Source organism: Mycobacterium sp., from assembly GCF_049280035.1.
Taxonomy (GTDB): Bacteria; Actinomycetota; Actinomycetes; order Mycobacteriales; family Mycobacteriaceae; genus Mycobacterium.
Genome location: NZ_JBAPPI010000528.1, coordinates 1 through 12,053 on the forward strand (window position 1 = coordinate 1; position 12,053 = coordinate 12,053).

The window sequence follows — 12,053 nt, forward strand, 5'->3', positions numbered from 1 at the left end:
GTCGAATCCAGGGCGGACGCTGGCGGCATACAGCTGGTTCGCCAGTGCAGCGAGTTCTGCGGCGCTGATCGGCAAGTCGCTTTCGGCGTCTACCGCTCGGTACTCACTTGTACTCATGGAACTGGTCTACAGCGACCTTGTCGAGCACGGCGAGCGCGTCGTCGGTCAGCACAGCCAACGACGTGTACAGGGTGACCAGGTAGGTCGCGATCGCCGACTGGTTGATGCCGGTGAACCGCACCGACAGCCCCGGCGCCTGCTCGCCGACCAGACCCGGCTGGAACAGGCCGACCACGCCTTGGCGTTCCTCGCCGGTGCGCACCAGGATGAACTTGGTTTTGCCTTTTTTGACCGGCACCTTGTCCGAGGGAATCAGCGGGATGCCACGCCAGGTGATGAACTGGGCGCCGAACAGGCTCACCACGACGGGCGGCACACCCCGGAAGGTGGCCTCGCGCCCGAACGCGGCGATGCCTTGCGGGTGGGTGAGGAAGAAGCTCGGCGTCTTCCAGACCTTGGTAATCAACGCATCAAGGTCGTCCGGGGTCGGGGCACCACCCAGCGTTTTGATGGTCTGCTCCGGAGTCGCCTGCGCCAGCAGCCCGTACTCGGGGCTATTGACCAGTTCGGACTCCTGGCGTTCCTTGATCGTCTCGATGGTCAGCCGCAGCTGTTGCGCCACCTGGTCGTGCGGGCTGGAGTACAGGTCGGAGACCCTGGTGTGGATGTCGAGCAGGGTGGAGATGGACCGCAGCGTGTACTCCCGCGGGTTGGTCTCGTAGTCGACGTACGTCTCGGGCAGCGGCTCTTCGGTCCCGGCGCCTTCGTCGGCGTGGATCGCGACCTGCTCGGGATTGACCACCCGGTTCACCCGGTAGAGGCCGGCTTCCACCGGCACCCAGCTGAGCAGGTGAAGCAACCACCGCGGGGTGATCGTCGAGAGTTGCGGAACAGTCTTTGTCGCATTGGCGAGCTGCCGGGCAGCGAGATCGCTTAGTGCCTGAGACTCATTCTGAGCAGACGTCATCGTGGTCCTTCCGTGCGTGGCCGAATACTGCAGCGGGGCGTGAGCAGATCCATCGTCGCCCACCATGAGCGCGTCCGCGCGCCGAGCCTAGGCAAGTCTAGAACCCGGCCAAATGGTTTACAGCGGGCAGATCCGAACAGCCGGAAAACAACGATGCCCTATAGTGGGCCTATGCAACACCCCGCACAGCTGCGCCTTGTCCCGTCGCGCTGCCTCGTCGTGCACTGTTGTTGCTGTTGTTGTTGTTGATTTCCTGACGCCTTCTGACGCTGTAGAAATCTCCGCGCCACCCGTCAACGGGTGATTCCACCGGTCTGCCCGGCGGCATCAAGTCGCGCGACACTCAAAAGTCCTTCAGGAAGATCAACCACCCATGACATTGATGTCCATACCGACCCGTGCCTCGGCACAGGTAGCGAGCCGTCCACGCATCGTGGTCCGGCCGGCCAGCGAGCTGACACCCATGACCCGCTATCGGGGCGGCACCTACTCCCACACCGTGGATCGGGTCATCTTTACCGACGGCAGCTGGGCACGCACGGATCTCATCAGGCTCAATCCCAATGTGCCCGCCTACTCCTTGGATTTCGCCGGCATCGCGCCACATAACCCCTCGCGCTACCAACCGGGCAGCTGGTCTGAAGTGCCGCATCTGCTGGCGTCCGGCCACGAAGCCGAGGTCGACTGGATCCTGCGAAACTCCTTCCCGATGCGCCCGGCCGCCGAGGTCAGCCGACGAGTGCGAGAGGCCGGTTATCCGATCGGACCGGCGAACATCAGCGAACACGAAGCGATCGCCGCGACCCAGGCCGCGATCTGGTTCCTCACCAACGGGCTGGCCCTGGACACCCGGCCGCTCAATGTTCCGATCGCCGTTCATCGTGCCGCCGGACCGGTGATCACGTTTGAATTCGACGGCGAACCCCAACTCGGCGGCTACTCGGTGCGAACGGCCACTGACACTGCCGTCGAGTTGAGGTTGCAGAAATCAGCCAATGGCGTTGCATGGCAAGATGTTTCCGGATCACTGCTGACCACGGACGCTGCCGAAGGCCGCTACCAACGCACCCTCGGCGAGGGCAGCACGCTGTCGACCAGCAGCCACAGCCGCGGCGGACGCGGCTACCGCCATTACCGGCTGATCGCAACGTCAGAGACCGGTACACCCAAAATCGAGCACGTCAGCTTTTGGCTGACCGGCACTCGGCACTACCGCAACGCCGACAAAGTCGTGCATCTTTACAACTATTTGCTCGCCGGCGCACGCAAAGCCGCGCGCGACGCAGGCGAACCAGTACTCGTCGACACCCGCGCCACCGCTGAATCCGGGCTCATTGGACCCTTCCAGGTCCGAATCCCCCTGACGCTTAGCGCCACCGACGGTCATACCCTGGTCGACGCCGACGGTTTTGCGATTGGCGGGATCGTCGAACCCGGGACAGGTTTCTACCTACGCCCGGTGGCGGGCACGTCGGCGGCGACATTGACCGCGACGGCTCCGGCTAACCTGCCCGGACGAGTGCTGACCGGGCTGGCATCGGAGGGAGCGTCGCACCGATTCACCCCAGTTGCGCTAGCCATTCCGACCGCGATGGCCATAGAGTTCGACATTAGCTGGAAGGCCGACGACCCCTGGTCCGACATTGTTGGAGACAGATGTAAGTGAGTATCGCCAAGGACGTCACGGAACTGATCGGGCGCACGCCCCTGGTCCGGTTGAACCGGGTCACCGACGGTGCCGGCGCCGATGTTGTCGCAAAGCTGGAATCGTTCAACCCGGCCAACAGTGTGAAGGATCGCCTCGGGGTGGCCCTGATCGACGCGGCCGAGGAAGCGGGCCTGATCAAGCAGGACACCATCATCCTCGAGCCGACCAGTGGCAACACCGGCATCGCGCTCGCGATGGTCGCCGCGGCGCGGGGGTATCGGATCACGCTGACCATGCCCGAGACGATGAGCATCGAGCGCCGCAAACTGCTGCACGCGCTGGGCGCCGAGCTCGTCCTCACGCCCGGTCCCGACGGCATGCCTGGCGCCATCGCTAAGGCCGAGGAACTGGCCAAAACCGACCAACGGTATTTCGTGCCGCAGCAGTTCGAGAACCCGGCCAACCCGGCGATCCATCGCAAAACCACAGCCGAGGAGGTGTGGCGCGACACCGACGGCAACATCGACTTTTTCGTGTCCGGAGTCGGCACCGGCGGCACCATCACCGGCGTCGCCCAGGTCATCAAGGAACGTAAACCCTCCGTGCAGTTCGTGGCCGTCGAGCCCGCCGCCTCACCGGTGCTGTCCGGCGGCCAGAAGGGTCCCCACCCGATTCAGGGCATCGGCGCCGGGTTCATCCCGCCGGTGCTGGACCTGGATCTGGTTGACGAGGTCATCACCGTCGGTAACGACGACTCGATCAACCTGGCCCGGCGACTGGCGCGGGAAGAGGGGCTGCTGGTCGGCGTCTCCTCGGGTGCGGCAGTGGTGGCCGCGTTGCAGGTGGCTCGTCGCCCGGAGAACGCCGGCAAGCTCATCGTCGTTGTGCTCCCCGACTTCGGCGAGCGGTACCTGAGCACCCCGCTGTTCGCCGACGTAACCGATTAGCCATGCTCGCGGCGATACGGCGTGACATAGCGGCCGCCAGGCAGCGGGACCCGGCCGCCCCCACCACGCTGGAGGTGATCTTTGCCTACCCGGGCGTGCACGCGATCTGGGGTCACCGGATCAGCCACTGGCTGTGGAATCGCGGCGCACGGGTGGCCGCGCGCACGCTCGCCGAGCTCACTCGCATTCTGACCGGGGTCGACATCCACCCGGGCGCGACCCTGGGCCCCGGCCTGTTCATCGACCACGCGACCGGCGTGGTGATCGGGGAAACCGCGGAAGTGGGCGAGGACGTGATGATCTACCACGGCGTCACGCTTGGCGGTAGCGGCAGGGATACCGGCAAACGGCATCCGACGATCGGTGACCGGGTGGTCATCGGCGCCGGAGCCAAGGTGCTCGGTGCGATCAAGATCGGCGACGACAGCCGAATCGGCGCCAACGCCGTTGTGGTCAAGGAAGTCCCGGCGAGCGCTGTGGTCGTCGGGGTCCCCGGACAGATCATCAGCCGCACCGGGCCGGGCACCGGGGACGACTCGATGATGCCCGATCTGGTGGGCGTGAGCCTGCAGTCGTTGCTCACCCGGGTGGCCAAACTGGAGGCCCAGAACGACGGCGGCCCCCAGACTGGCCGGGTGATCCACCCGCCCGAGGCCGGAGTGTGGCACGGCGAGGACTTCTCAATCTGAGAATGGGCTCAACAGGACAACCACGCCGATGTGGACGATAATGTGCCGATGCGACCGCTTCTCGTGCTAGCCAGCGCCGCCGCCATCATCGGCCTGGCCGTGCCGGCGCTGGCCGACCCTCCCCCCGGCCCCGTTCCCGACGATCCTGCTGCCGATGCAGCTTTTCTGGACTCGCTCAATAAAGCAGGCATGACGTATCGCAACGGGCCGGACGCCGTCGCGGCCGGCAGAATGGCCTGCAACATGATGATCTCGGGGCGATCGGAAAAGGACGTCGTCGATGAGCTGTCCATGCGCAACCCCGGACTGAACAGCGGCGGTGCCATGCGATTCGCTGCTCTTGCATCAAGCACGTACTGCCCGGATTACCTGAGCAAGTCGAGCCAGCACACCACCCAGCCGCTTATCCCGGGTCTTGGTCCCAAGCCACTGGGCCAGTAAGAAACGCTTGCTCCCCCGGGTGGACTCGAACCACCAACCCTTCGGTTAACAGCCGAATGCTCTGCCAATTGAGCTACAGGGGACTGCTCGCTGTCCGCGTTCACGGTGGCGCGGATCGCTGGATGACTCTAGCGTACTGGCGTGCCGACGCCCAAGCAGACTGATCGCCCGCCGAGGGGCAATCGCTCGCGAGAATGGGGCAGGATGGAGTCATCGCACCAACGTCTGGAGGGACCGCTTTGATCCGGTATGTCGTCGTGCTGGGACTGGGCTACGTGCTGGGCGCGAAGGCCGGGCGGCGCCGCTACGAGCAGATCGTCGGCACCTACCGCGCCCTGACGAGCAGTCCCGCCGCCAAGTCGGTGATCGAAGGGGGACGGCGCAAGATCGCGAATCGGGTCTCGCCCGACACGCGGATGGTGACGTTGACCGAGATCGACAACGACACCGCTGTTGTCGAGCCGCAAAGACCACGCCGTGACGATCGCAAGCGCGGCGAAGCCGGGCGCAGCGGGTCGTCACAAAAGTTCAGCGCACCCTGACAACGAGGTACTCAGGCAGTGAGATCGTCGCCGCTGGCCTGCTGCAGCAGGCTGCGCCGATAGGCCTCCATCGCAACCAGGTCGCCGAACAGAGCGTGGTACTCGTCGCCTTGCTCCACCGGCGACATGCGCTGCAGTTTCGACTTGACCTCCGCAATCTGCCGACCGACCCACACCTCCTGTAGGCGGGCCAGCACCCCAGCGATGTAGCGCGGCAGCTTCTCGTCGTCGTCGACCCGGATGGTCTCGACGCCAAGCTCGCTGATCAACCCGGCGGCCGCCGGCGACGGGGCTTTCTGGCGCACCGCATCGAGCCACTCGGCCCCGCCGATGCCGGTCCCGGTGCCACCCGCCGCCTCGATCGTGGTGCAGACCGCGGCGTAGCCGGGATGGGTGAAGCTTTCCACGGTCAGCGCGTCGAACACCGGCCCGGCCAGCGCCGGGTACTGCAAGGCCGACTTGAGCGCCTCGCGCTGCGGCCACAGCGTGGGGTCGTGCGGGTCGGGACGAAGGGCAGCGAAGTCGGGCGCGCCGGTGTCGGCCTGGGCTGCGGCGGCACGACGTGGCTTGGCATGGCGCTGGCCCGTAGGGTTCTTCGCCTCTTCGCGCACCCGGCCGACGACCTGCGCCACATCCGACCAGCCGACCCAGCCCGCCAGCTGGCGGGCGTACTCGTCACGCAGCGTGGGGTCTTTGATCTGGGCGACCATCGGTACGCAGCGGCGCAGCACGGCCACCCTGCCCTCGGCGCTGTCCAAGTCCACCTCGCTGAGCGCAGCGCGAATCGCGAACTCGAACAATGGAGTTCGCCGCGCCACCAGATCACGCAACGCGCCGTCGCCGGACGCCAGCCGTAGATCGCAGGGGTCCATACCGTCGGCGGCGACCGCGACGAAGGACTGGCCCGCCAGATGCTGCTCGCCGCCGAACGCCTTGAGTGCCGCTGCCCGGCCCGCTTCGTCGCCGTCGAACACATAAATCAGTTCACCGCGAAAGAAGTTGTCGTCCATCATCAATCGGCGCAGCATCGCCAGGTGCTCGTCACCGAACGCGGTGCCGCAGGACGCGACCGCCGTCGTCACGCCGGCCAGGTGCATCGCCATCACGTCGGTGTAGCCCTCGACGACGACGGCCTGATGGCCTTTGGCGATGTCGCGTTTGGCCAAGTCGAGACCGAACAGCACCGAAGACTTCTTGTACAGCAACGTCTCCGGAGTGTTGACATACTTGGCTTCCATCGGGTCGTCGTCGAACAGTCGTCGCGCCCCGAACCCGATCACCTCGCCGGCTGACGAGCGAATCGGCCAGAGCAACCTGCGATGGAACCGATCCATCGGGCCGCGACGGCCTTCCCGCGACAAGCCCGCCGCCTCGAGCTCCTTGAACTCAAAACCTTTGCGCACCAGATGTTTTGTCAACGAATCCCAGCCCGACGGCGCGAACCCGCAGCCGAAATGGCGTGCGGCGTCGGCATCGAAATTCCGCTCGGTCAGGTATTTCCGGGCAAGCTGCGCCTCCGGGGATTCCAGCGCGGCCGCATAAAACGCCAGCGCCTCGGCATTGGCGGCGAGCAGCCGGCTGCGACTGCCCCGGTCGCGCTGCACACTGGTGGCAGCGCCGGTGTAGCTGATCGTGTGCCCGGCCCGGTCGGCCAGCAGCTCAACCGCCTCGACAAAGCTGACGTGCTCGATCTTCTGGACGAAGGCGTACACGTCGCCGCCTTCGCCGCAGCCGAAGCAGTGGAAGTGGCCGTGGTTGGGCCGCACATGAAATGACGGCGACTTTTCGTCGTGAAATGGGCAGAGGCCCTTCAGCGAATCCGCACCGGCACGTCGCAGCTGGACGTAGTCGCCGACGACGTCTTCGATGCTGACTCGTTCGCGGATGGCGGCGATATCGCGATCGGAGATACGGCCGGCCATCGGCTCAGTGTAGAGCGCCCAACAGGAGCCGAGGACGCGAAGATTGACTGTCTGTGGCTAACCGGTGCCGATCACGCCGCACGCGATGCGCTTCTCGGCGTCGGGACCGTACTCCCCGCCGTGCACCATGAGGGCTGTCTTGTTGCCCGCCAAAAGATCGTCCCTGGTGAACGCGTCGGTGGTGGTCACCAGGTACGCGGCGCCGTCCTTGCGGACCTGCAGCGTGGACAGGTCACCGCTGGGTGGTTCGCCGGTGTGCCCCGGTGCCTGGTAGTGCATGCCGGCAGACAAGAAGTCGCCCGGCGCACCTCCCATCGGATCAGGCGAGTTGGGCTCGCATTTGCCGATCTCGTGGATGTGCATGCCGTGGAGCCCCGGCGTCAGGATGCCGTTCGCGGTCGTCTTCACCGTGACAGTGGCATAGCCGTTGGCGAATTCGAAGGTGGCAGTGGCCACCGAACGGCCATCAGCGGTGTGCAGTTCGGCGCTGAGTGTTTGGGCAGAGGCGGCAGCGCTCGTTGAGGAGGAACCTGGGGACGGCACAGACGAACTGCTGGACTGCTGATGGGAGCTGCAGCCGCTAAGTGCGACGGCAGCCGACAACGTGGCGACAACAACATTGGTGTGCTTGACCATAAACCCAGCCTAGTGCGGCTCAGGGCTGTGCTTAATCGCCCGCCTCCTCAGCCCGCCGTTCCGGCGCGCATCGTCACCGGGCTAAGTGGTCTCGATGCGTTCCAGACGTCCCTCGGTGATGGAGGCGATCTGATCGACGATGACCCGCAGCCGCTCACCGTCGTCGGCGGCGGTGTTGAAGGCTGGCACGAACACCGGGTCGAGGGTCCTGGGCGCCCCGGCCAACAGCCAATGCGCCACCCCGTGGATTCGCTCGCGTTGCGAGCGCTGACGCTCCTGATGACGCGGATCGGACATGATGAATTGCAGCGCCAGAGTCTTGAGCAACGCAACCTCGGCGCGCACCACCTCGGGGACCCGCAAGTCGGTTTGGTAGCGGGCGAGCTGCGCGGAACCCGCGGCGGCCCTGGTGGCTGCGATCGCCGCCGACGCGAACCGGCCCACCAGCTCGCTGGTCAGCTGCTTGAGCGCGACCGAAGCCGCCAGCGTGCCGTCGTACTTGCCGACCGCGGCGACCACCGGTAGCCCGGACAACCGATGCGCCGCGGCGGCCAGGTCGTCGGCCCGCACCCGGGCGAAGTCGCGTTCCCCCAGTTTGGCCAGCGCGGCCGCTTCGTCATCGTCAGCGAGCACCCGTAAGTCGATCCGGCCGGACACGACGCCGTCTTCCACGTCATGCACCGAATAGGCGACATCATCGGCCCAATCCATCACTTGGGCTTCCAGACAGGCCCGATCTGCGGGGGCATGTTCGCGTACCCAGGCGGCTGCATCGCGGTCGAAATCGTAAAAGCCGAACTTGCGTCGATCCCGACCGCGCGTCCAGGGATATTTGGTGACCGCATCCAGACCCGCGCGGGTCAGGTTCAGTCCCACACTATGTCCTTGCTGATCAAGAACTTTGGGCTCCAAGCTGGTCAGGATCCGGAAGTTTTGCGCATTACCCTCGAAGCCGCCGTGCGCCGCCGCGACCTCATCGAGCGCCTGCTCGCCGTTGTGCCCGTACGGCGGGTGCCCGATGTCGTGGGCCAGACCGGCCATGTCGACAAGGTCTGGATCGCAACCAAGCCCGATCGCCATCCCTCGCCCGATCTGGGCGACCTCCAGCGAATGAGTCAGTCGCGTGCGTGGCGTGTCGCTATCCCTCGGTCCGACGACCTGTGTTTTGTCAGCAAGGCGGCGCAGCGCAGCGCTGTGCAGCACCCTGGCGCGATCCCGGGCGAAGTCGGTGCGGTGCTGACCCTCAGTACCCGGCAAGCCCGCGGTCTTCGGTGCTTCGGGAACCACCCGCTGGCGGTCGAAATCGTCGTAGGGATCTTGGAGACTCATCGACGAACAGTCTGCCAGCCCCTCCCGATCGCACGGCGGAGCGGATTAGATTGTCGGGCATGAGCACTGTCCGCTCGCTCGCCGTGTTCATGGCGATGCTGATTACCGCCCTAGCAGTCGCACCCTCCGCCGCCGCGCAGCCGCCCTTCCGGCTCGCCACCTACGTCAGCGACGAGGCTGGCGTCTTAAGCGGCTCGGAGCGCATCGCAGTCCAGTCGGCCACCGGCAAGCTCTACTCCGACCGCCGCATTCAGCTATGGGTGGTTTATGTCGACAACTTCTCCGGGCAATCGGCGGTCAGCTGGGCGCAGAGCACGCGAGCCGCCAGCGACTTGGGCGACTTTGACGCGCTGCTCGCCGTCGCCACCGTCGACCGTTCCTACGCGTTTTTGGTACCCAACAGGGTGCCGGCCATCAACTCAAGTCAGGTCGATGATCTGCGGCGCAACCAGATCGAACCCGCGCTACGCCGCGGCGACTGGAGCGGTGCCGCGGTCGCGGCGGCCAACGGGCTCGACCGGGGGCAGCAGTCCACGCACCGGACGGCGATGCTGATCGCGGTGGGCGTCATTGCGATCCTGGTGGTGGGATTGCTTGTGGCCGAAGGTTACCGGCGCCGTCGGCGACGCGCGGCCGAACTGGTTGCCGCGCGCCGGGTCGACGCCACCGATCCGGATGCGCTGGCGGCGCTATCGCTGGGTGCGCTCGACGACTTGTCGCGGTGGAAAGTTGTCGACGTCGATAACGCGGTTCGCACCAGCGCCAACGAGCTGGCGCTGACGATCGAGGAGTTCGGCGAACAGCGAACCGAGCCGTTCAGCCGTGCCTTGAGCAACGCCAAAGCCGCTCTAGCACAGGCGTTTACCGTGCGCCAGCAACTTGACGACGCGATACCCGAGACACGCGCGCAGCGGCGCGAGCTGTTGACGCAGGTGATCGTCTCGGCGGCGAAGGCTGATCGCGAGCTGGAGTCGCAGCGCGAGGCCTTCGAAAAAATGCGTGACCTGGTGGTCAACGCACCGTCGCGGCTCGACGGCCTGACTCAGCAGATGGTCGAGTTGACGGCGCGCATCGCTCCGGCTGAACAGCGAATGACAGAGCTACACGACGAATTCGATCCTGATGCGCTGACTTCGGTGGCCACCAACGTCGCGACCGCCAAGGATCGGCTGGCATTCGGCGACCAAAACCTCAGCCGCGCCCGTGATCTGGCGGCTAGGCCGGTCAGCGGCGAACAAAGTGGACTGGTCGACGCCGTGCAGGCGGCTGAATCGGCGCTGGGACAAGCCCGTGCGTTGCTAGACGCAGTGGACAGCGCCGCCAACGACATTCACCACGCGGTCGCCACGCTGCCGTCGCTGATCGCCGACATCCAGGTGGGTATCGAGCACGCCGACACGCAGCTGCAAAGCGCGCCGCAAACCAAAGCGGCGCACGTTCGCGAATTGGCCAGCGTACGGGATGCGGCGAAAAAGGCCCTCGACGCTGGCCGCGCCAGCGGTTCGGCCGATCCGCTCGGCGCGTTCACCGAACTGACCAAGGCCGACGGCGACTTGGACCGGCTCCTCGACACCGTCGCCGAAGAGCAAGCAGCCGCCGAGCGACTCAACCGTACTTTCGAGCAAGCCCTGTTTACGGCGCAGTCGCAGATCCACGCCGTCTCCGATTACATCGACACCCGCCGCGGCAGCATCGGACCCGAGGCGCGGACCCGTCTCGCCGAGGCAACCCGGCAACTGCAAGCCGCCCAAGATAAACGCGAGACCGACATCGGCGAAGCGATCACACGTGCCAACACCGCGGCGACGCTGGCCGCTCAGGCTCAGTCACTTGCCAACGACGATGTCCGATCCGCCCAGGTCGCCTACACCGGACGCTACGGCGGCGGCGACCACACGGGCGCGATGATGGGCGGGATCATCATCGGCGACATGCTCGGCGGAGGTTTCGGCGGCGGTTGGGGTGGCGGCTGGGGCCCAACGTCGTTCGGCGGTTCATCCGGCTCATCCGACGGCGGCTTCATGGGCGGCGGCGGGCGGTTCTGAGGTCGTGATCGCGCCAGACAGGGAGAGGCGCGGCAGCCCACCACGCCCTAGTGTGCTGCCGCGCCGAATCCGGAAATCCCGATCCCCTAGTCGTCCGAGCAGCTAGATAAATCGTCCGGGTGGCTAGATCATATTGGTCGTACGAGTAATAGTTGGTGAAGTTGGCGAAAATTTTTCCGCTGTTTTGGCAAGTGCGACTTCTAGCAGGCTCGCAGGCGCGATCCCTATAGTCGACGACCGCATCGATGCCCACTCGCTCCTGCGTCATCTCGTCACGCTCCCGGATGGTCACGGCGTGATCCTCGAGCGAGTCGAAATCCACCGTCACGCAATACGGGGTGCCGATCTCGTCCTGGCGCCGGTAACGGGGGCCGATGGCGCCGGCGTGGTCGAACTCGATGTTCCAGCATTTGCGCAACTCGGCGGCCAGATCGCGGGCCTTGGGGCTCAGATCGGCGTGCCGGGAGAGCGGCAGCACGGCCGCTTTGACCGGCGCCAGCCGGGGATCAGCCGCAGGACCGTGCGCTTGTCCACCCCGCCCTTTGGGGTGCTCAAACAACCGCATGTTCTCCGGATCAATGCCCAGGTCGACGTACCAGGCCAACCTGGTATCGATCCAATACTGGTGCCACTCCGTGGCGGTCGCGGGCTCGACGAAGAACTCCATCTCCATCTGCTCGAACTCACGGGTGCGGAAAATGAAGTTGCCCGGGGTGATCTCGTTGCGGAAGGACTTGCCGACCTGACCGATACCGAAGGGCGGCTTGCGCCGGGAGGTGGTCTGCACCGTGAGGAAGTTGATGAAAATGCCCTGCGCGGTTTCCGGC

At 65.7% G+C, this 12,053-nt stretch carries 10 protein-coding genes, 1 tRNA gene and 1 pseudogene; 6 read left to right on the forward strand and 6 right to left on the reverse strand.

The genetic code is table 11. The features are described from left to right. Nucleotides 1-103: 103 nt before the first annotated feature. Nucleotides 104-1,027, reverse strand: a complete 924-nt coding sequence (locus WAN71_RS17160) for a family 2A encapsulin nanocompartment shell protein (RefSeq protein WP_422226481.1) — start codon at nucleotides 1,025-1,027, stop codon at nucleotides 104-106. 373 nt (nucleotides 1,028-1,400) lie between these two features. Here WAN71_RS17160 and WAN71_RS17165 point away from each other — a divergent pair, with 373 nt between their 5' ends. The 4 genes from WAN71_RS17165 to WAN71_RS17180 are packed head-to-tail and all read left to right on the forward strand — an operon-like array spanning nucleotide 1,401 to nucleotide 4,752. Then, the gene (locus tag WAN71_RS17165; RefSeq protein ID WP_422226482.1) at nucleotides 1,401-2,693 is read left to right on the forward strand and encodes a TQXA domain-containing protein; all 1,293 of its coding nucleotides are present in this window, start codon (nucleotides 1,401-1,403) and stop codon (nucleotides 2,691-2,693) included. Further along, on the forward strand, nucleotides 2,690-3,622 hold the full coding sequence (gene cysK, locus WAN71_RS17170; RefSeq protein ID WP_422226483.1) for a cysteine synthase A: 933 nt from the start codon (nucleotides 2,690-2,692) through the stop codon (nucleotides 3,620-3,622). Before WAN71_RS17165 ends, cysK begins: the two co-directional genes overlap by 4 nt. Nucleotides 3,623-3,624: 2 nt before the next feature. Beyond that, nucleotides 3,625-4,311, forward strand: coding sequence for a serine O-acetyltransferase (cysE, locus tag WAN71_RS17175; RefSeq protein WP_422226484.1), 687 nt, complete (start codon nucleotides 3,625-3,627; stop codon nucleotides 4,309-4,311). Between the two features lie 48 nt (nucleotides 4,312-4,359). Beyond that, on the forward strand, nucleotides 4,360-4,752 hold the full coding sequence (locus tag WAN71_RS17180) for a DUF732 domain-containing protein (RefSeq protein ID WP_422226485.1): 393 nt from the start codon (nucleotides 4,360-4,362) through the stop codon (nucleotides 4,750-4,752). A 10-nt stretch (nucleotides 4,753-4,762) separates the two neighbouring features. Here the strand turns inward: WAN71_RS17180 and WAN71_RS17185 are convergent. Continuing rightward, a tRNA-Asn gene (locus WAN71_RS17185) sits at nucleotides 4,763-4,835 on the reverse strand. Between the two features lie 156 nt (nucleotides 4,836-4,991). Here WAN71_RS17185 and WAN71_RS17190 point away from each other — a divergent pair. Next, entirely contained in the window at nucleotides 4,992-5,294 is a 303-nt protein-coding gene (locus tag WAN71_RS17190; RefSeq protein ID WP_422226486.1) for a hypothetical protein, read from the forward strand. Nucleotides 5,295-5,305: 11 nt separating this feature from the next. On the opposite strand, the gene dnaG is transcribed toward WAN71_RS17190, so the two are convergent. The 3 genes from dnaG to WAN71_RS17205 form a co-directional block, all read right to left on the reverse strand. Further along, nucleotides 5,306-7,216 carry a DNA primase gene (gene dnaG / locus WAN71_RS17195; RefSeq protein WP_422226487.1) on the reverse strand — a complete coding sequence of 637 codons (1,911 nt, stop codon included), beginning with the start codon at nucleotides 7,214-7,216 and terminating at the stop codon, nucleotides 5,306-5,308. A 57-nt stretch (nucleotides 7,217-7,273) separates the two neighbouring features. Beyond that, the gene (locus WAN71_RS17200; RefSeq protein WP_422226488.1) at nucleotides 7,274-7,852 is read right to left on the reverse strand and encodes a superoxide dismutase family protein; all 579 of its coding nucleotides are present in this window, start codon (nucleotides 7,850-7,852) and stop codon (nucleotides 7,274-7,276) included. A gap of 81 nt (nucleotides 7,853-7,933) precedes the next feature. After that, nucleotides 7,934-9,181, reverse strand: coding sequence for a deoxyguanosinetriphosphate triphosphohydrolase (locus WAN71_RS17205; protein ID WP_422226489.1), 1,248 nt, complete (start codon nucleotides 9,179-9,181; stop codon nucleotides 7,934-7,936). A gap of 59 nt (nucleotides 9,182-9,240) precedes the next feature. Here WAN71_RS17205 and WAN71_RS17210 point away from each other — a divergent pair, with 59 nt between their 5' ends. Continuing rightward, a complete protein-coding gene (locus tag WAN71_RS17210; RefSeq protein WP_422226490.1) occupies nucleotides 9,241-11,226 on the forward strand; it encodes a TPM domain-containing protein in 1,986 nt (661 codons plus the stop codon). Between the two features lie 226 nt (nucleotides 11,227-11,452). Here the strand turns inward: WAN71_RS17210 and WAN71_RS17215 are convergent. Next, nucleotides 11,453-12,053 (reverse strand): annotated as a pseudogene (locus WAN71_RS17215) (His/Gly/Thr/Pro-type tRNA ligase C-terminal domain-containing protein); the annotation flags it as partial.

What these genes read in the sequence shown, in the direction of transcription:
- WAN71_RS17200 (WP_422226488.1), bottom strand. Translation starts at nt 7,852, where the DNA reads ATGGTCAAGCACACCAATGTTGTTGTCGCCACGTTGTCGGCTGCCGTC.
- WAN71_RS17205 (WP_422226489.1), bottom strand. Translation starts at nt 9,181, where the DNA reads ATGAGTCTCCAAGATCCCTACGACGATTTCGACCGCCAGCGGGTGGTT.
- WAN71_RS17160 (WP_422226481.1), bottom strand. Translation starts at nt 1,027, where the DNA reads ATGACGTCTGCTCAGAATGAGTCTCAGGCACTAAGCGATCTCGCTGCC.
- dnaG (WP_422226487.1), bottom strand. Translation starts at nt 7,216, where the DNA reads ATGGCCGGCCGTATCTCCGATCGCGATATCGCCGCCATCCGCGAACGA.
- cysE (WP_422226484.1), top strand. Translation starts at nt 3,625, where the DNA reads ATGCTCGCGGCGATACGGCGTGACATAGCGGCCGCCAGGCAGCGGGAC.
- WAN71_RS17180 (WP_422226485.1), top strand. Translation starts at nt 4,360, where the DNA reads ATGCGACCGCTTCTCGTGCTAGCCAGCGCCGCCGCCATCATCGGCCTG.
- WAN71_RS17210 (WP_422226490.1), top strand. Translation starts at nt 9,241, where the DNA reads ATGAGCACTGTCCGCTCGCTCGCCGTGTTCATGGCGATGCTGATTACC.
- WAN71_RS17165 (WP_422226482.1), top strand. Translation starts at nt 1,401, where the DNA reads ATGACATTGATGTCCATACCGACCCGTGCCTCGGCACAGGTAGCGAGC.